The sequence below is a fragment of the Paenibacillus rhizoplanae genome, assembly GCF_042684125.1.
Taxonomy (GTDB): domain Bacteria; phylum Bacillota; class Bacilli; order Paenibacillales; family Paenibacillaceae; genus Paenibacillus_AQ; species Paenibacillus_AQ rhizoplanae.
In genome coordinates this window covers 70,230-88,665 of sequence record NZ_JBHUKY010000007.1, presented here as the reverse complement: position 1 = coordinate 88,665, position 18,436 = coordinate 70,230, and the positions used below count along the sequence as shown (strand labels likewise).

The 18,436-nt window shown below is 53.5% G+C and carries 14 protein-coding genes and 1 pseudogene; 7 read left to right on the top strand and 8 right to left on the bottom strand.

The genetic code is table 11. From position 1 onward, the window contains the following. Position 1: 1 nt before the first annotated feature. Positions 2-196, top strand: a pseudogene (locus ACFSX3_RS02075) (hypothetical protein); the annotation flags it as partial. Between the two features lie 27 nt (positions 197-223). Here the strand turns inward: ACFSX3_RS02075 and ACFSX3_RS02070 are convergent. Beyond that, the gene (locus ACFSX3_RS02070) at positions 224-640 is read right to left on the bottom strand and encodes a DinB family protein (RefSeq protein ID WP_209991364.1); all 417 of its coding nucleotides are present in this window, start codon (positions 638-640) and stop codon (positions 224-226) included. A gap of 143 nt (positions 641-783) precedes the next feature. On the opposite strand from ACFSX3_RS02070, the gene ACFSX3_RS02065 reads away from it, so the two are divergent. The 6 genes from ACFSX3_RS02065 (at position 784) to ACFSX3_RS02040 (ending at position 7,137) form a co-directional block, all read left to right on the top strand. Beyond that, positions 784-1,533, top strand: a complete 750-nt coding sequence (locus ACFSX3_RS02065) for a response regulator transcription factor (protein ID WP_339223504.1) — start codon at positions 784-786, stop codon at positions 1,531-1,533. Further along, positions 1,530-2,465 carry a sensor histidine kinase gene (locus tag ACFSX3_RS02060; RefSeq protein ID WP_209991362.1) on the top strand — a complete coding sequence of 312 codons (936 nt, stop codon included), beginning with the start codon at positions 1,530-1,532 and terminating at the stop codon, positions 2,463-2,465. Before ACFSX3_RS02065 ends, ACFSX3_RS02060 begins: the two co-directional genes overlap by 4 nt. Positions 2,466-2,569: 104 nt before the next feature. Further along, positions 2,570-3,487 carry an ABC transporter ATP-binding protein gene (locus ACFSX3_RS02055; protein ID WP_209991361.1) on the top strand — a complete coding sequence of 306 codons (918 nt, stop codon included), beginning with the start codon at positions 2,570-2,572 and terminating at the stop codon, positions 3,485-3,487. Further along, entirely contained in the window at positions 3,480-4,172 is a 693-nt protein-coding gene (locus ACFSX3_RS02050) for an ABC transporter permease (protein ID WP_209991359.1), read from the top strand. The genes ACFSX3_RS02055 and ACFSX3_RS02050 overlap by 8 nt, the downstream gene beginning before the upstream one ends. A 242-nt stretch (positions 4,173-4,414) precedes the next feature. Beyond that, entirely contained in the window at positions 4,415-6,115 is a 1,701-nt protein-coding gene (locus ACFSX3_RS02045) for a PAS domain-containing sensor histidine kinase (protein ID WP_209991357.1), read from the top strand. 221 nt (positions 6,116-6,336) lie between these two features. Then, positions 6,337-7,137, top strand: coding sequence for a class I SAM-dependent methyltransferase (locus ACFSX3_RS02040; protein ID WP_209991355.1), 801 nt, complete (start codon positions 6,337-6,339; stop codon positions 7,135-7,137). Positions 7,138-7,260: 123 nt separating this feature from the next. Here the strand turns inward: ACFSX3_RS02040 and ACFSX3_RS02035 are convergent, their stop codons facing one another. From ACFSX3_RS02035 to ACFSX3_RS02005, 7 genes are all read right to left on the bottom strand, one after another. Continuing rightward, complete coding sequence (locus ACFSX3_RS02035; RefSeq protein ID WP_209991353.1) at positions 7,261-8,106, bottom strand: DegV family protein; 846 nt, start codon at positions 8,104-8,106, stop codon at positions 7,261-7,263. A gap of 155 nt (positions 8,107-8,261) precedes the next feature. After that, positions 8,262-9,122, bottom strand: coding sequence for an AraC family transcriptional regulator (locus tag ACFSX3_RS02030; RefSeq protein WP_209991350.1), 861 nt, complete (start codon positions 9,120-9,122; stop codon positions 8,262-8,264). Positions 9,123-9,264: 142 nt separating this feature from the next. Next, a complete protein-coding gene (locus ACFSX3_RS02025; protein WP_209991349.1) occupies positions 9,265-10,950 on the bottom strand; it encodes a glycoside hydrolase family 13 protein in 1,686 nt (561 codons plus the stop codon). A gap of 272 nt (positions 10,951-11,222) precedes the next feature. Further along, positions 11,223-13,541, bottom strand: coding sequence for a glycoside hydrolase family 65 protein (locus ACFSX3_RS02020; RefSeq protein ID WP_209991346.1), 2,319 nt, complete (start codon positions 13,539-13,541; stop codon positions 11,223-11,225). Positions 13,542-13,838: 297 nt separating this feature from the next. Beyond that, the gene (gene pgmB / locus ACFSX3_RS02015; RefSeq protein WP_209991344.1) at positions 13,839-14,501 is read right to left on the bottom strand and encodes a beta-phosphoglucomutase; all 663 of its coding nucleotides are present in this window, start codon (positions 14,499-14,501) and stop codon (positions 13,839-13,841) included. A 425-nt stretch (positions 14,502-14,926) separates the two neighbouring features. Continuing rightward, positions 14,927-15,961 carry a LacI family DNA-binding transcriptional regulator gene (locus ACFSX3_RS02010; protein WP_209991342.1) on the bottom strand — a complete coding sequence of 345 codons (1,035 nt, stop codon included), beginning with the start codon at positions 15,959-15,961 and terminating at the stop codon, positions 14,927-14,929. A gap of 448 nt (positions 15,962-16,409) precedes the next feature. Then, positions 16,410-18,158, bottom strand: coding sequence for an alpha amylase N-terminal ig-like domain-containing protein (locus tag ACFSX3_RS02005; RefSeq protein WP_209991340.1), 1,749 nt, complete (start codon positions 18,156-18,158; stop codon positions 16,410-16,412). Positions 18,159-18,436: the final 278 nt, after the last annotated feature.

The window sequence follows — 18,436 nt, the reverse complement described above, 5'->3', positions numbered from 1 at the left end:
GCTGTATGACCTCAAAGTATACCTGCATACGGATGGGGAGACCAAGCTTAGGCGCAGGGGAATCAGGGATGTGGCTGAGCGGGGGACGGATATCCGGTACCTAATGAAGTCTCATGAGCAGCGTAGAATTCAGTATGAATTAAGCATCCTTTATATCCAAAAGAATGATAAAAAGCTGCGGCTCCATCTATCCTGATTTCAGTGGACAGACGGGGCCGCAGTTTTATGCTTTAGTGGCCGCAACCGCTGCTGCATACTTCTCTATCTGCTTCTTGTGATGCTTGTCGTGTGAGATGAAATCTCTCAGATACTTGCAGATGCTGAATTTTTTGCCGTCTCCATCCCGATGATTCTGTTCAAGAGCCGTATCGCTTAATGAGGCTGCAACTTCTATAATCTTGGTCCGGTACAGGACGAATAGGCGGATGGCTTCCTGCCGGGTCACTGTCCTGGCGTATAGAACCGCATTGGCATTGAATGCATTGAAGTCCATATGCGCGGCTGTCAGCGGCAGGCCCTCTTTGATTTTGACCAGAGCCTCCACATAAAAGTATTTGTCCCACAGCATGATGTGGCAGAGAACATCCTTCAGGGACCATTTTCCGGCCTCCAGCGGAGCCTCCCAGTCTGCATCTTCCATGCTGTCCAGCGATAGGAGGAACTGGACCACGGCCTGTCAGGTTCATAGAATCCATAGACTGTATGATATGACTAGAACCCGGCACGGACAGAGGGTATAATTTCAAATAGAAGGTAAACATAGATGATTACGGGAGGTTCATTATGCAACAGAGGGTGCTGCTGATCGAGGATGATGAAGCGATCAGCGAAATGGTCCATTCTTATCTGACCAAAGAGGGCTATGAGGTGGAGATCGCATATGACGGGGATGTGGCGGTGAGCAAGTTCATGGGCGGTCATGCTTACGATCTGGTGCTGCTGGATCTGATGCTTCCGAAGCGTAGCGGCACAGATGTGCTGCAGATTATCCGCAGCGGCAGCCTTGTGCCGGTGCTGATCATGTCGGCGAAGGACAGCGATGTGGATAAGGCGCTGGGGCTGGGCTTCGGCGCGGATGATTATATTACCAAGCCATTCTCGATGATTGAGCTGGCGGCCCGGGTGAAGGCAGCGATCCGCCGCGCGGGGTATGCTGCATCTGGAAGCCAGGCTGCTGCCGGGAGCGGAGCGCAGGGCAGCGGGGAGTCGCAGGCAGAGAAGCCGAAGGGTATAGAGCTACGCGGACTGAGTGTGGACCTGGATAATTTCTCCGTGCGGAAGAACGGACAAGAGCTGAAGCTGACCGCCAAGGAGTTCCACATTCTGAAGCTGTTCGTGAGCAGTCCGGGCCGGGTATACACCAAGGCGCAGATCTACAGCCATGTCTGGGATGAGGATTATTTTGGCGATGAGAATGTAATTAATGTACATATGCGCAGATTGCGCGAGAAAATCGAGGATGACCCCTCCCATCCAGAGTATATCAAGACGCTGTGGGGGATCGGCTACAAGCTGGGGGATGTGCTGCTGTGATCATCCTGTTGCTGGTTCTGCTTGTGCTGTTGCTTGTGGTCACTACGCTGCAGTTCCTGAAATCACGGCAGCATGCCCGCCAGTTGGACTACATTCACCATAAACTGGAGAGCATCATAGAAGGCGGATCGCATGAGCGGCTGCTGCTGATGAGCAGCAGTCCGCAGGTGCAGCAGCTCCTGACCGATCTGAACCGGCTGCTGGATGTCAATCATCAGGGAGCGGCCAAGCGGAGCAAGCTGGAGCAATCCATGCGCGGAATGCTGGCGAATGTGTCGCATGATCTGAAGACGCCGCTGACGGTGGTGCTGGGCTATATTGAGACGCTGCTGCATGATGAGATGGTATCCAAGGAAGAGCAGGAACGTATGCTGCGGACGATCCATACCAAGGCCGGTGAGGTCATTGCCCTGATGAACCGGTTCTTCGATCTGGCGAAGCTGGAGTCGGGGGACCGGGATATCCCGCTCTCGCGGGTGGAGCTGGGCGAAATCTGCCGCCGGAATATTCTGGCCTTCTATGATCTGCTTAGTGAGAGCGGCACGGATGTGCAGATCGAGATCCCGGAAGAGCTGCTTCATATCATGGGCAACGATGAGGCGCTGGACCGGATTCTGACGAATCTGCTCTCCAATGCTATTACCTACGGTAATGCAGGGGGAGTGCTGGGGCTGAAGCTCTACCCGGACGACGGACGGGTATGCATAGAAGTGTGGGACCGGGGCAAAGGCATTGCCGAAGGCCACGAGGACCAGGTGTTCGAGCGGCTGTACACCCTGGAGGATTCGCGCAACCGCGACTATCAGGGCAGCGGCCTGGGGCTGACGATTACGAAGCGGCTGACCGAGCAGATGAACGGCACCATTTCCCTGAGCAGCCAGCCGTATGTGCGTACGGCGTTTAGGCTCTCTTTTCCCAGACAGTCCTTCTGAAGCTTCTTAAGAATTAAGTAAGATTTCAGTAAGAAAAAAGCAAATTCCGCCCTGTAGAATAAATACCAGGAAGAACAAGAAGAGGCTAAAGGGGATAACGGAAAATGACAACGATACTCCGGACATGGGAATTGACCAAGGTCTATGAGGATAAGGAAATTGTGAGCAGTGTGAATATGGAGATTAAGCAGGGTGAAATTTACGGATTCCTGGGACCGAACGGCGCCGGCAAAACAACGGTGATGAAAATGATCACGAATCTGGTGAAGCCGACGACGGGCGAGATTGAATTTGCCGGGGAAAAGATGACCCACCGCTCTTACGACATGCTGAAGCGCATGGGCAGCATTATTGAATACCCGGTGTTTTACGACAAGCTGAGTGCCCGCGAGAATCTGGCGCTGCATGGGGAGTATATGGGCTTTTATGATACCAACGCGATAGAGGAAGCACTCGAATTGGTGAAGCTGAGAGGGGTGGACAGCAAGCCGGTGAAGAATTTCTCCCTGGGGATGAAGCAGCGGCTGGGCATTGCCAGAGCGGTCATGACCAAGCCGGAGCTGCTGATCCTCGATGAACCGATCAACGGGCTGGACCCGCTTGGAATCAAGGAGCTGCGCGAGGTATTCCGTATGCTGAGCCGTGATTATGGCATGACCCTGCTGATCTCCAGCCACATTCTGGGTGAAATCGAGCAGATTGCCGACACGATTGGCGTAATTCGTGAAGGGGTGCTGGTGGAGCAGGTGGCAATGGATACCATCCGGAGTCAGCAAACCCAGTATATAGAGCTGGTGACTAGCGAGTGCACGAAGGCTGTCTTCATTCTGGAGGGGAAGCTGGGCCTCCGCAATTACAAGGTGCTTGACCCGCGGACCATTCGTGTCTATGAGGACATCCCGCAGCTTGAGCTGAGCCGGGCCCTGTCCGCAGGAGAGGTGGAGCTGGAGAGTATGAGCAAGAAGCATCATTCGCTGGAGGATCATTTCATGGAACTGATGGGGGGCGTTAACCATGCTTAAGTTAATCCGGCTGGAGCTGCGCAAGAGTAAATTCACTTTTCTTAAGGGTGTGCTGATTGCAAATTTGGCCATTCTGGGCTTCATGATTCTCATTGCTTTTACGGGCATGGATGAAGGAGACTTCGGGACGTATGGCGATTTGTTTCAAGGGGTATCTGTTTTTGTAAAAGCGACCTATATTATCTTCGCCTCCGTTCTAATCAGCAAGCTGGTCATCGACGAGTATAAGAATAATACAATTACAGTGCTGTTCATGTATCCGGTACCGCGTAAAATGCTCATGGCGGCCAAGCTGATTATTGTCTTTCTGTTCACCTTCCTTACTATTTGGCTGTCTAATATAGTGATCAGCGGTATTCTCGCAGGTGTTGGTTATTTCCTGCCTGACCTCATTCAGGGAACGCTGACGATGGATCTGGTCATGACCTACTTTATGCAAGCCGGAATGGATGCGCTCTACGCGGCCGGTATCGGACTGATTCCGTTATACTTCGGGATGCGCCGCAAATCGGTGCCGGCTACAATTGTCTCCGCCGTCCTGATCGTGATGCTGATCTCCTCCGGCTTCGGGAACGGAAGCTTCCGCATGGGTGACCTGCTCGGGATCTCGGTTAGCCTGGCCCTGGCTGGGGCAGCGGTTGCTTACCTCTCCATCCGCAATATCGAGCATAAGGATGTAAGTTGAAGTCGCTGGAATCGAAGCTGATATTCTCTTAGAAATGCAGTGAACAGTGCGGTCCTTCTACAGGACTTGCACTGTTTCTGTCGTTGTGCAGGCAGCCCCATTGCTATGTTTTTCTGGCGACCGCTAACGTTTTTTTTGCTATAATAGTAACTAATTCAGAGAATTCTACATAATCAGAGCGTTTCTGCAGTCTTCGGACGCTAACTATAGCAGGGTTGAAGGAGCAGCGGAGGAGGTGGGCTATGCTTAAAGACTGGGCTTCTATTCTGGACAACGCGCTGTCAGGCGAAAGTGCTTATAGAGCGTTGTTCGATCATCATCCGGACTTCATCATTGTGCTGGACAGGCAGGGCCGGTACAGGGACAGTAACCGGATATTAACTGCTGAGGAGGCAGGCAGACTGAAAGAATGCCGGATGCATCCGCCCGGCGAGGCATATTTCGCATCTGCCCTGGCCGGGATTACATCGAGCTTCGAGCTGGACGCGGAAACAGCGGAAGGACATGAAGGGACGGGCGGCGGTGCTGGCGGGGTTGAGGGTGTGGTAAGTGCTGGTGTTACTGTACGTTATGTGCCGCTTCACACAGACGAAGGCATTGCTGGTTTATTCGCTATCCTCCATGATCCCGGGAACCGTCCGCTTTCTAGTCTGCTGCATAGCTGGGTCAGCATGAGCAGCAGCCATGCGGCAGGCGCTGAGCGGAAGGTGCAGGCAGGAGACGGGAATTCTGCTTATGCGGATGAAGTGGCCGCCACGAAGGATGACGATGAGCTACCGCAGGCTGAATTCGTCTTCGAGATGGCTGAGGACAAACGGCTTAGCCTGATTCTCAATTCGGTCTCTGCCGGAATCTTCGGTCTGGACACGCTGGGCCGGACCATCTTCATTAACCGAGAAGGGGCGGAAATGCTGGGCTATGAACCTTCAGAGCTGAGCGGGCTGCCAATGATGGAGATGATCCATTACATGCATGGAGGCGCGCCCCGCCATTCTCCGCTGGAGTGCCCTATCACGCTTACCCTGCAAGACGGAGTTACCCGCAGTAAGGCGGATGAAGTCTTCTGGCGCAAAGATGGAACCAGCTTCTTCGTGAATTACCGGATCGCGCCGCTGCTGGACAGAGGCATGATCTGCGGTGTGGTCATTTCCTTCAGCGATATTACGAACGAGCGGGAGATTCTCCGCGCCAAGGAATCGGCAGAGCGGGCCGCACAGGCGAAGTCGGATTTCCTGGCGATGATGAGCCATGAGATCCGCACGCCGATGAACGGAATGATTGGTATGGCCGACCTGCTGCTGGAGACCGAGCTTGCGGAGGAGCAGCGCAGTTACGCCGAGATTCTGCGCAGCAGCAGCTACAGCCTGCTGCAGATTCTCAATGACATCCTCGATTTCAGCAAGATGGAGGCCGGCAAGATGCCGCTGCAATCCGAACGCTTCGATCTGCGCGAGATGATTGAGGGCGTCATTGATCTGTTCACTCCGAAGGCGGAGGAGAAGAAGCTCTCCTTGCGTTGGTGGGCAGATACCAGTGTGCCGGACATCGTCACGACCGATCCGAGCAGGCTGCGCCAGATTATCGTCAATCTGGTCGGCAACGCGCTGAAATTCACCGATCGGGGCAGTGTCACCTTGTCCGTCAAAAACATTCCGCTGCCCGCCTCACCGGAATATCTGCTGGAGTTCTCGGTCCGCGATACCGGCGTAGGCATTGCCGACAGCAAGCTGAATCTGCTCTTCCAGTCCTTCTCCCAGCTGCATCCGTCCATTAACCGCAAATATGGCGGGACCGGACTGGGTCTTGCCATCTGCAAGCAGCTCGTAGAGCTGATGGGCGGAACGATCTTCGTGGAGAGCGAGGAGGACCGGGGATCGATCTTCCGGTTCATGCTGCCTTTTATGAAGGAAGAGGCGGAGCTGGAGCCGGAGTTACTCTCCTGAGGGTTAACCGGAGCCGGGGGCGGAAGCTTACTTGTGTTCTCAACTATCGAGCCAGACAACCCGTTCCCAAGATACAGTGGGAACGGGTTATTTCTGTTCGTTGTATCCACTTTATCGCATGGGCTTCGCAAATAATTGGATTTCTGCTTGTTGCATTATAAGCGGAGTATAGTAAATTCAGAAAGTGCCATTTCCAAATTCTTCTTATAAGGGGGAGTAACATGCAAGAGCAGATGTCACGTACGAATAAGGCGGCTTGGGAGACAAAAGCCTATCAGGCTTGGACACAGTACCATGGTTCACCTGAGGAACTTGCAGTACGACTGCAGCAGGACTCCGCACATACGCTGCGGTATTGGCTCAAGTACACGGGCGATCCGTCAGGCTTGAAGGTGCTGAATCTGCTTGGCTCTCACGGCAGGAAGGCTATTTGCTTCGCTTTGCTGGGGGCAGAGGTCACCGTCGTGGATATTTCGGAAGAGAACCGCTTATACGCCTGTGAAGTAGCGGAGGCAGCGGGGGTGAAGCTGAATTACCTCTGTGCAGACGTCATGAATATCCCCGAAGAAGAAGCCTTGGGAACGTTCGATGTGGTGCTGATGGAGTTTGGGATTTTGCATTATTTCACTGATTTGAATGCGGTGTTTGCCTTGGTCCGCAGACGGCTTAAGGCAGGCGGAAGGTTATTACTGACCGACTTCCACCCGTTCGCCAGGGCATGGCTGACCACTGAGACGCTTCAACATCCCACCGGCAATTATTTCGACGATTCGCTTAGAGAAAGTGAAGTTGCATTCGCCAAGCTGCTTCCTGAAGAGGAGCGCTCCGGCCTAGGACAAGTGGTGGTGCGGAGCTGGACGCTGGGGGATATCCTGACCTCTGTCGCTTCTCAAGGGTTATATATTCGTACCTTTGAAGAAATCAAGAGTGCCGAGGACCCGAGATTCCCTGAATTCTACACGCTAGTTGCAGATGCTGCTGAGGCGAAGCTTCGCCCGTTAAATCCCGATACAACAACTTAATACAAACCTATGCAAAAGAAAAACAGCAGGCCCCCGGCAGGAGACTTGCTGTTTCTTGTTGGCACAATGTAATCGAAAAACCGACCACAATGTGCGGCGCGGAGGCACGTGGGCCCACCCACTCTAACGCATATACATGAGACCCACCGTAGCAGGTCCGCAGTGACTCCCGATGACACAGCCGGCATGAATGACGGCGATTTCCTCAACGCCGGTCTGCGCGCGCAGCGCGGTCTCCAGAATCTTGGCATCCTCTTCTGCCAGCGTGTGAGCAATAATGAGCAACTCCTTGTCCATATCGGCAGCATTGGCCAGCGCATGGTGGAGCATCTGCTCTACCGCTTTCTCCTTCTTGCCGCGGATGCGGGCAACGGGGACAATGGCTCCGTCCACCAGACGGAGAACCGGACGGATCTTCAGCAGGCTGCCGATGAAGTTCTGCATCCCTGAGCAGCGGCCGCCCATGTATAAGTAGTCCAGCGTATCGACCACGAATTCCGATTCCACCCGGTTACGGGCTTCGGTAATCATTGCTGCGATGTTGGCAGCGCTCTCGCCTTTGGCTGCGGCACGGGCAGCCTTCATGACCAGCAGCGCGATTCCGCCGCATAAGGTCTCAGAATCTACGACATGCACCCGGCCCTCCGGGAATTCACCCGCTGCCAGCAGTGCATTCTGATATGTAGAAGATAAAGAAGAGGACAGACTGATATAGACAATATCATGGCCGCTGCTGATCGCGGGCTGGAACGCGGCGATGAAATCAGCAGGGGAAGGCGCAGCCGTCTTAGGCAGGGCACCGCCCGCAGCAACCCGGCGGTAGACCTCTTCAGGGGTGATTTCTACCCCGTCCTTGAAGGTACCGTTGTCAAAAACAACATATAATGGCACAATGCCGATATCATATGTGTCCTTCCAGCCTTGCGGCAAATCGGAAGTGCTGTCTGAAAAGATTTTTACGATAGACATGAATATCTCCTTCACCGATCTCGGATGAGAATATACTAGATTAAGAAAACTATAATCTGTTTATTATACCAAGCTTGGGAAGAATCTCAAAACAAAAAAAACAGCTCCACCGTCCATGCAGACAGTGAAGCCGTTCCTAAAGTTCAGCCCTGCTCTTATTTCTTCATCACCGGAATCCATACTTCACAGACATAATCCTCAGCTGACGTATCACCTGGCGGGTATAGCTCGATCTCAGGTCCGCCGGTATGCTCGTAGCCGGTTCCGGGGAACCATTCCTGATAGATCCGCTGCCAAACCCCTTGAATCGCATGCGGCAAAGCACCCTCTGACCGGAAGACCGCCCAGCTGGCGGCCGGCACGATTGCTGTCTCATACCCTTGTGCATCCGTCTCCGGCGTTCCTTCCACTCCGATCCAGTAGGTCAGCATTTCCTTCTCCATATCCATACACATACAGATACCAAGCCATTCGCGGGAAGACGCAAGCTCGATCAGCTTATCGGAAGTGCCGTCCTCATTACATTCGTCCCAGAACTGCGGGATTCTGCGGAAATTCTCCCCGTCACGGGTAGTTACCTCCATTGATTTGCCGATAACGGTAAAAGCTGGTTTATCCACGATTTTGTAGTCCATGTCCTGATCTCCCTTCAATGATAGATGGAACGAGATGCGGGGGAAGGCTTTGAGCTGGACGCCAGACTTACGCGCTGCTGAAGGGGTAATCCCATGGGCTTTGCGGAACGCCTTGGCGAAGGACTCTGGCGAGTCATATCCGTATTTCAGCGCCACATCCAGTACACGGACCTTGGATACGGCCAGTTCCTGGGCGGCCAGCGTCAATCTGCGTTTGCGGATATAGTCGGCCACGGTGAAGCCGGTCAGCATGCTGAACATGCGCTGGAAGTGGAACGGTGAGACAAAGGCCACCTCAGCCACTTCCTCGATGCGCAGCGTTTCAGTCATTTTCAGCTCCATATAGTCCAGTGCATTCTTCATTTGGATCAGCCATTCCAAGATCCCCATCTCCTTCTGAGTTCATCCTAACATGCCACCGCACAGATGTTCCTGTTATTCTCTGCTCATTAATGACAGGTTCCGCCTGCGTTCTATCCACCTATGATGTCACATTTGAAGGGGTTTGTCAGCCTTCGTAACGCTAACCGATCCGGCAGACTCTGGCCTCGTAAGGGCGGAGGGTACTGCGGTCCATGGCTGCAGGCTCCTCTGAATAATTGCCGATGATCGTTCCGGTGACCGCATTCAGCTCGTCCGGCAGATCAACGGTCTGCGGTGCATCACTGAAGTTCAGCAGGATCAGCCACTTCTCGCCTTCCAGGGTGCGGGTATAGGCATAGATATATTCATGCTCCGGCAGCAGCAGCTCATAATCGCCGTAGACCATAATCGGATGCTGCTTGCGCAGTCGAATCAATTCCTGATAATAGTAAAATACCGAGTCCGCATCAGCCAGCGCCTGCTCCACATTGATCTCCGTATAGCGTGGATTGAGCTTCAGCCACGGGGTTCCGGTGGTAAATCCGGCATTCGCTGAAGCGTCCCACTGCATCGGGGTACGGGCATTATCGCGGCCTTTGGTATGAATCGCCTGCAGAATGGTATCGTGATCCGCGCCGCCTTCGGTCACCTTTTCCCGGTACATATTGAGGATCTCGATGTCCTTGTAGTCTTCCAGCACAGGGAATTTCACGTTGGTCATGCCGATTTCCTCACCCTGATAGATGTAGGGCGTGCCTTTGAGCGTGTGCAGCAGGGTAGCCAGCATTTTGGCCGATTGTACGCGGTACTTGCCGTCATCCCCGAACCGGGATACCATCCGCGGCTGATCGTGATTGTTAAGATAGAGGCTGTTCCAGCCTTTGTCTGCCAGACCGACCTGCCATTTATGCAAAATATCGCGCAGACCCTTCAGCGTCCACGGAACCACATTCCACTTGCCGCCCTGGCCGGAATCTACGTCCATATGCTCGAACTGGAACACCATCTGCAGCTCATGGCGGTCTTCGTCTGTATAGAGAATGGCATCCTCTACCGTGGCTCCCGGCGTCTCTCCGACGGTCATTACGTCATATTTGGAGAGAACCTCACGGTTCATCTCCTGCAGATACTCATGGACCCGGGGGCCGTTCATATAGTATTCGCCACCGCCAGCAAGCTCACCCAGGGCCAGGTCCTCATGCTGGACGGAAGGCAGGCCTTCCACCTTGGAAATCAGGTTAATGACATCCATCCGCAGTCCGTCCACGCCTTTATCCAGCCAGAAGGCCATCATCTTGTAGAGCGCCTCCCGCAGCTGCGGGTTCTCCCAGTTCAGATCCGGCTGCTTGCGCGAGAACAGGTGCAGATAATATTCGCCGGTGGCCTCATCCTGCTCCCAGGCCGGGCCGCTGAAGATGGAGCTCCAGTTGTTCGGCAGCGCGCCCTCCGGTCCGCCCGGACGCCAGATGTAATAATCGCGGTAGGGATTATCCTTGGAGGAACGGGATTCTGCGAACCAGGCGTGCTCGTCCGAGGAATGGTTGATCACAAGGTCCATCATCAGCTTCATGCCGCGTTCATGCAGACCGGCGAGCAACTCCTCCCAGTCCTTCAGTGTGCCGAATTCGTCCATGATATCTTCATAGTCGCTGATGTCATACCCGTTGTCATCGTTCGGCGATTTGTAGACCGGCGACAGCCAGACGACATCGACGCCCAGCTTCTGCAGATAATCCAGCCGGGAGATGATCCCTTGCAGGTCTCCGACCCCGTCTCCGTTGCTGTCCTGGAAGCTGCGAGGGTAGATCTGGTAGACTACAGCTTCTTTCCAAAAGGTTCTTTTCATTGGGGGGGCTCCTTTGAGTGATATTTGAAATATTTGACCGGAAAATGGGATCAGCGGCAGTCTCAGCTCCGAGAAAATTTGGAGTTCCGGCCGCTGTTGTCCCCAGATTTCCTGATTAAACCGCTGATCGCGGTAGAAATCCGGCGACAAAGGCGGGCGCTATCGCTCCTACACTTCCGAATTTCCTCTCCGCTTTTTCCTGCTGATTCGATTTTCAATAATAAATTTCAAAAAAGCCCCGAAGAAGCCATATATCTTCGGGGCTGATAAGCTTAGACCGTGACGGAAGCGCCCCCGGCACTGACAGTGCCTAGTCCGTTCACCGTATACTCCTTGCCGTGAATGGTGAGGGAGGCTGGAACCTCGGTTTCGTTGCTGACGGTAACCTGTGCATCGGTTACGGTGACCTTCAGCCGCGAGCCGCGGAACATGATTTTGAAGGAATAAGAGGTCCAGTGTCCTGGGTTAGACGGGTTTAGAACCAGCCGGTCATTCAGCACGCGAAGTCCGCCGAAGCCATGAACAACGGACATCCATGTACCCGCCATGCTGGTTGTATGGCAGCCGTCCTCCGTATCGTTATTGTAATTGTCGAGATCCAGGCGTGAGGTCCGCAGGTACATCTCATACGCCTTCTCCGTGTAGCCCAGCTCACTGGCCAGAATGGAATGGATGCAAGGGGAGAGGGAGGACTCATGCACGGTGATCGGCTCGTAAAAGTCGAAGTTGCGCTTCTTGGTCTCCAGATCATAGCGGTCGCCGAGGAAGTAGAGTCCCTGAAGCACATCTGCCTGCTTGATGAAGCAGGAGCGCAGAATCCGGTCCCATGACCATTTCTGGTTCAGTGGCAGGTTCTCCGGCAGCACATCCTTGACCTGAATGATCTCCTTGTCGAGGAAGCCGTCCTGCTGGAGGAAGATCCCGCGTTCCTCGTCAGCCGGATAGTACATTTTGGCGATAATCTCACTCCACTTGGCCGTTTCGCTCTCCAGCAGCTCTAACTTGTCGGCCAGCTCAGCGTAACGCGAACCCTCATTCTCCTGCACATAGGCCAGAGCCTCAAGCGTGTATTCCATCGTCCAGGCGGCCATCCGGTTCGTGTACCAGTTGTTATTGACGTTATTCTCGTATTCATTCGGGCCGGTGACGCCCAGCATCACGTATTTGTCCTTATGCGCCACATAGTTCACACGCTCCTCCCAGAAGCGCGCAATCTCCACCAGCACCTCCAGGCCGTATTGGCCCAGATAAGCCTTGTCGCCGGTATAATTCACATAGTTATAGATGGCATAGGCAATCGCGCCGTTGCGGTGAATCTCCTCGAACGTAATCTCCCACTCGTTGTGACACTCCTCACCGTTCATCGTGACCATCGGGTAGAGCGCGCCTTTGCGGTAGCCGAGCTTGCGGGCGTTCTCCTTGGCCTTCTCCAGGTGCTTGTAGCGGTAGATCAGCAGATTGCGGGCAATCGCGGAGTCGGCGGTACTGAGATAGAACGGCACACAATAAGCTTCCGTATCCCAGTAGGTGCTGCCGCCGTATTTTTCCCCGGTGAAGCCCTTCGGTCCGATGTTGAGCCGGTCATCCTCGCCCGTATACGTCTGATTCAGCTGGAAAATATTGAACCGGATCGCCTGCTGCGCCGACACATCGCCCTCAATAATAATGTCGCTCTCTTTCCACTTGTCGCCCCAAGCCGCAGCCTGTTCGGTCAAAAGCGCCACAAACCCCGCCTCCCGCGCACTTTGCAGTGCCGACCCGGCGGCATCCACGAGCTGTCCCAGCCCGTAATTGCGGGAGGTAACATTCGCAGCATACTTATAAATAACCAGCTGATCGCCGGATTGTACCGGAACATTCACTGTACTGCCCACATATTTGTCCTGCTCCAGCACCTCTGGTTCGGCCGCAACCGGCTCCCCATTCAGCAGAATGTCGAAGACGAAGGCGGAGGTGACATGGAAATCAAGCTTTTTGGTCTTCAGGGTCAAATGTCCGCCTTCTGGTCCGGCCTTCTTCTCCACCTCGTTCCAGAACTTCTCGTCATAGTTGGAATCCTTGTTCTTGATATCGCCGTCCAGGTAGGGGGTTACGGTAATATTCCCTGCGAAATTGAGCGGAGTGAGCGAATAGCGGATCGCCCCGATCTCATGACGGACCATGCTGACGATCCGGATGCTCTCTACCTTGACTTCTTTGCCGTCCTGGGTGGTTGCGGTGAAGCTGCGGGAGAGGGTGCCTTCCTTCATATTGAGTACCCGGCGGAACTCTGTAACTGTGCAGGCAGCCAGATCCAGCGGGGTTCCGTCCAGCTCGATGTTAATTCCGATCCAGTTGGTGCTGTTGAGCACTTTGGCAAAATACTCCGGGTACCCGTTCTTCCACCAGCCGACCCGTGTCTTGTCAGGATAATAGACTCCGGCCATGTAGCTGCCTTGCAGGCTGGGTCCGCTGTATTGCTCCTCGAAGTTGGCTCTGCCGCCCATGTATCCGTTCCCGATACTAAATACGCTTTCGGAAATCTCCTGGGTCTGCGGATCAAAGGACTCTTCGATAATGGACCATTCATCAATTTTTAGGTATTGTTTCATTGTTTTGGCTCCTTTTAGGTGGGGGATGATGATATAAAATGAACTATCAGTTCAGGCGTTATGCTACGTGCAGGCCGCTGCGAATGCGAAAGGATGTTACGATCGCTGTTGTCCCCGGATGCCCGAAATTGAAGCTGCAAGGTAAGCATCCGGGGACAAAGGCGACCGCTGACGCTTCTTCACATTCCTTTCGCTTTCTCCGCTGATCACGTATCTTTCACTTTTCACATACAGTTCTTTTATAAAGAGTAGGGCAGAAGAGAAGGACTCCTATTACACAGCAGATGTTAATATTCGTTAAACAACGGAAAAAGATTCCCGGAGCGCCGCAACGCTGATCTGCTGCAACGAAGGGATGACGAGGGTTGCGGCACCCAGTGTCTCGGGTGAGCCGATGCCTACGCTGCGCATACCGGCACGGGAAGCGGCCAGGATACCGGCTGCGGCATCCTCGAAGACGACGCATTGTGCGGGATCGGTGTCCAGAGCCTTTGCACCCAGCAGGAAGACCTCCGGGTCCGGCTTGGCGGCGCTGGTATGCGTGCCGTCGATGATAGCATCGAAGTATGGGGTCAGGCCGGTATTGTTCAGGATGGTCATCGCGTTCTTACTGGCGGAGCCGAGAGCTACCTTGATACCGGCTGTCCGGCATTCCTGCAGGAATGCCAGGGCGCCGGGCAGAATCTCCGAGCTGTCCATCTTGGCGATATACTCGACATAGCGGTTATTCTTCTGCTCGGCGAGCCGGGCTTTCTCGGCTTCTCCAAGCTCAATGCCGCCGACCTCCAGCAGGATATTCAGGGACGCGGCCCGGCTGACACCTTTGAGCCGTTCATTATCCTGCTCGGTGAAGACGAATCCGAGTTCCTCGGCCAGCTCCCTCCAAGCAATATAATGGTACCGGGCCGTATCTACGAGAACGCCGTCCAGATCGAACAGGCAGGCTTTGATTTCTGACATGTTGAACCTCCTACAATGATTAGTGAACAATTAGATGTGGTTATCGCGCCATGTGGGCAAGAATCCTGCAAAATATGCAACATCTCTCTGTGAATCGTGCCCTGCAGGCGGAAATCCTGCACAAAATGCAACAATCGGTGAAAGCTGTGTGCCAAAGGGGCAAGAATCCTGCAAAATATGCAACATTTCTCTGCGAATCGTGCCCTGCTGGTGGAATTCCTGCAAAATGTGCAACATTTCCTATGCACCCGAGGGCCGAACAGTGAAAACTAAAAAAGTGTGTATCAGCCCCAGCCTCACCGCCAGCAGTCGCAGGCGGGAATCCCCCTACCAGCAACATTCTAAACTTTAGCGCAAACGTTTGTACAAAGCTCCAAAAAATAAATGAAGCGTAAGTCTGCTCCATTCATTTTCTTGTACATGCCTTAATTTCCCGGAGTATGCATAGAGGACTCCCGTACGATTAGACGGTGGGGAATAACAAAACGGTTCGTATACCCGTCCTGATTATCCGGCTTCTGGATGTTCTGGATCAGAACCTGTGAGGCCGTATAGCCAAGATGATAAATTCCGATATCAATACTGCTGATCGGAGGACTGGACAGCTCGGAGAGCGGGATATTGTTGAAGCTGACAATCGCCAGGTCCTCGGGGACCTTGTACTTCAGCTCGTTCAATCCGCGGAGTACGCCGAAAGAGACCATATCATCCACTGCGACAAGCGCTGTCGGACGGTTCGGAAGATTCATGAAGAAGGACATCGCCCTATAGCCGCTATCCTGCAGGAACTCGCCTTCGACGATCCATTCATCCTTCATCGCAAGACCCTTGCCCTGCATGGCTTTGCGGTAACCCTCCAGCCGGTCGCACGAGACGATGAGGTTCGGCGGGCCGCTGACGAAGCCGATGCGTTCATGTCCCATGGAGATGAGATGATTCGTCGCATCATAGGCGGCCATGATATTATCATTGTCCACTGACAGAATATCTTCGTAGCGGTCACTCCGTCCTACCAGGACAAAGGGATAACCGCCTGACTGCAGAAAATCGATCACCGCATCGTCTTTACGGGAATATAGCAGAATAACACCGTCCACGCGGCGTCCCTTGAGCAATCGGGAGACAGCTTCAAGCTCTTCCTTCTCATTCGCCCCGGAGCTGATTAGCACATCATAGCCGGAACGGCTGGACTGAGTGACGATCCCGCGGATTAATTCCATAAAAAACAAATTGGAGAACAGCTCTTCGGCCGGTTTAGGAAGAATGATGCAGATACTGTTAGTGGTCTTGGATACTAAGCTTTTGGCCATCATATTCGGGGTGTAGCCCATTTCTTCCATAATCACTTTGACCTTGCGGGAAGTTTCTAAGCTGATTCTGGGATGGCCTGACAACACCCGGGACACCGTGGAGGGAGAGACCCCCGCTTTCTTGGCAACGTCCTTAATGGTAACTGTCATAGAAACCTCCTAATGGAACCGTTTGCTTTACACTGTAATATTAATCGAAGTGGGGATGATTGTAAATAGTGAAACCTCGCATAGGGCGCAATCCCCGTGGGTTACACGTTCTGAGCATCACGCGGCGATACGGCTTAAGCTATTGTGCATCTGGAAGTGGAGCAGAGGTGTATGCAAATCTGTGCAATTAACAAGGGGATTTTGTGCGAATTTAGTGCAAATAGAGTAGAGTGTGGCTGATCAATCTTTAAAAAGTAAGCAGTTGAACATTACTCTTCCGGAAGATTAGCAAGTTCAAAAAAATCAACAGACCCTATAAATACTCATTATATTAAGGACACAACAGAATTGGTTCTATTGTGTCCAGTACTAAGTAGTAGCTCTGCTTCAAAATACAAACGTTTGCGCCAAAATTTTCTGAATCAGCTTATAAGAGAGCGGGCAGAGTTTAGGACATGCTGGCCTGAAGCACGGCGAAACCGTATGCCGGCAGCCGCAGTGACAGCTTGCCTCGTTCGGCGCGGAGCGCTTCGCCGGTCCACAGATTCTCCCAATTACGTTCCTGGACGTCCAGCCGGAAGGTCTGCACCGTCTCCTCCGTATTGATCAGCACGATGATCAGATCATCGCCCTGACTGCGCTCGTATGCCAGCTTACTGCCTCCGGCTCCGGCTTCTAGGAAGGTGAAGCGTCCGGTACGCAGCGCCGGGTGGCTGCCGCGGATCTCAATCAGCTTACGGTAAAAGTTGAACAAATCGCGGTCCTGCCGCTCCGGGTCCCACTCCATGCATTTCCGGCAGTCGGGGTCGCCTCCGCCATCCATTCCGATCTCGTCCCCGTAGTAAATGCAGGGCGTGCCCATGAAGGTGAACTGGAACAGCGCAGCCAGCTTCATGACATTCTTATCGCCCTCTGCCACTGTCAGCAGACGCGCCGTATCATGGCTGTCGAGCAGATTGAAGGCAACCTCGCTGGCCTGGAGCGGATACCGGGACAGCTGTCTGCCGATCGAATGGGCGAAGCCCTCGGCATCCAGTGTGCCGTAGACGAAGAAGTCGAGCACCGCGTCCGTGAACGGATAGTTCATGACGGCATCGAATTTGTCGCCTTCCAGCCAAGGGGCCGATTCATGCCAGATCTCGCCCAGAATGTAAGCCTCAGGATTGGCACGCTTCACTACTTTGCGGAAATCACGCCAGAATTCATGATCCACCTCGTTGGCCACATCCAGACGCCAGCCGTCAATGCCAACTTCCTTGATCCAGTATTCGGCGACCTTCAGCAGGTATTCCTTGACCTCAGGATGCTCCGTGTTCAGCTTCGGCATTAGCGGCTCGAAGGCGAAGGCGTCATAGGTCGGGATATTGTTCACGACCTGGAGCGGATATTCGCGGATATGGAACCAGTTCTTATATTCCGAATCCTCGCCCTTCTCCAGCACATCCACGAATGGGGCGAAGGTACGTCCCGCATGGTTGAAGACCGCGTCCAGCAGCACGCGGATGCCGCGCTCATGACAAGCATCGACCAATCTTTTCAGCGTGTCCACATCACCGAAATGCGGATCGACCTGCATATAGTCCTCTGTGTCATATTTGTGATTGGTGGTGGCAGTGAAGACCGGTGTGAAATAAATGCCCGTAATGCCCAGCTCCGTCAGATGGTCGAGATGATCTATGACACCCTGCAGATCTCCGCCGAAGAAATTATCCGGCCGGGGGGTTCCGCCCCAAGGCTCTACATTATCAGGACTTATGTCAGGATTGCCGTTAGCGAACCGTTCCGGGAAAATCTGATAAAACACCGCATCCTTGACCCAAGCCGGAGGCGTGAAGACATCACCGCGGCTTATGTAGGGGAATTCAAACAGCCGGTTAGGATTCGCGGGACGCTCCTTCTGGAAATCACTCTCTGTCATCCAGATCCGTTCTTGGCCCTGCTGCAGCAGGAAGCCGTATTTCAGCCTGCGGTAGAGCGGAACCGATTCGCATTCCCAGTAATCGAACATCGCATCGGAAGTGAACAGGGTCATCGGAATCAATTCCTTGGTGGTGTCCCAGGCATATTTATCGCCCGCCCAGGCGAAGACCTCAGTCAGATCCCCCTTCTTGGCCCGCAGACGCAGGTGGATGGTGTTGTGATCATAGGCGTACGACCAGTTCAGACGGGGACGATGATACACGGCTTCTAATAACATATTAATTCCTCCTAGATTTAGTTTGGCTATATAGATTGAACTTAGAAATTTAAATTAAGGGAAAAGTGGCGGAGGGGAATTTTGGAACTGGAGGAGCGGTAGCGACCGCCTTTGTCTGCGGATTTCGACCGCGAACAGCGGTATAAATTATGAAATCTGCAGACAACAGCGGCCGGAAGTCCAAAACTTCTCTGGAGTCACGGCTAATCCCAAAACATAAAACCAGTAGTTCAATTTATATAGATTACGCACCCGATTCAGCACATGGCAAAAAGGCA

Bases quoted from the DNA above. Each gene is read 5' to 3' on its own strand.
- ACFSX3_RS02010 (WP_209991342.1), bottom strand. From the start codon at position 15,961: ATGACAGTTACCATTAAGGACGTTGCCAAGAAAGCGGGGGTCTCTCCC.
- ACFSX3_RS02065 (WP_339223504.1), top strand. From the start codon at position 784: ATGCAACAGAGGGTGCTGCTGATCGAGGATGATGAAGCGATCAGCGAA.
- ACFSX3_RS02070 (WP_209991364.1), bottom strand. From the start codon at position 640: ATGGAAGATGCAGACTGGGAGGCTCCGCTGGAGGCCGGAAAATGGTCC.
- ACFSX3_RS02050 (WP_209991359.1), top strand. From the start codon at position 3,480: ATGCTTAAGTTAATCCGGCTGGAGCTGCGCAAGAGTAAATTCACTTTT.
- ACFSX3_RS02045 (WP_209991357.1), top strand. From the start codon at position 4,415: ATGCTTAAAGACTGGGCTTCTATTCTGGACAACGCGCTGTCAGGCGAA.
- ACFSX3_RS02020 (WP_209991346.1), bottom strand. From the start codon at position 13,541: ATGAAACAATACCTAAAAATTGATGAATGGTCCATTATCGAAGAGTCC.
- ACFSX3_RS02005 (WP_209991340.1), bottom strand. From the start codon at position 18,158: ATGTTATTAGAAGCCGTGTATCATCGTCCCCGTCTGAACTGGTCGTAC.
- ACFSX3_RS02025 (WP_209991349.1), bottom strand. From the start codon at position 10,950: ATGAAAAGAACCTTTTGGAAAGAAGCTGTAGTCTACCAGATCTACCCT.
- ACFSX3_RS02035 (WP_209991353.1), bottom strand. From the start codon at position 8,106: ATGTCTATCGTAAAAATCTTTTCAGACAGCACTTCCGATTTGCCGCAA.
- ACFSX3_RS02040 (WP_209991355.1), top strand. From the start codon at position 6,337: ATGCAAGAGCAGATGTCACGTACGAATAAGGCGGCTTGGGAGACAAAA.
- pgmB (WP_209991344.1), bottom strand. From the start codon at position 14,501: ATGTCAGAAATCAAAGCCTGCCTGTTCGATCTGGACGGCGTTCTCGTA.
- ACFSX3_RS02055 (WP_209991361.1), top strand. From the start codon at position 2,570: ATGACAACGATACTCCGGACATGGGAATTGACCAAGGTCTATGAGGAT.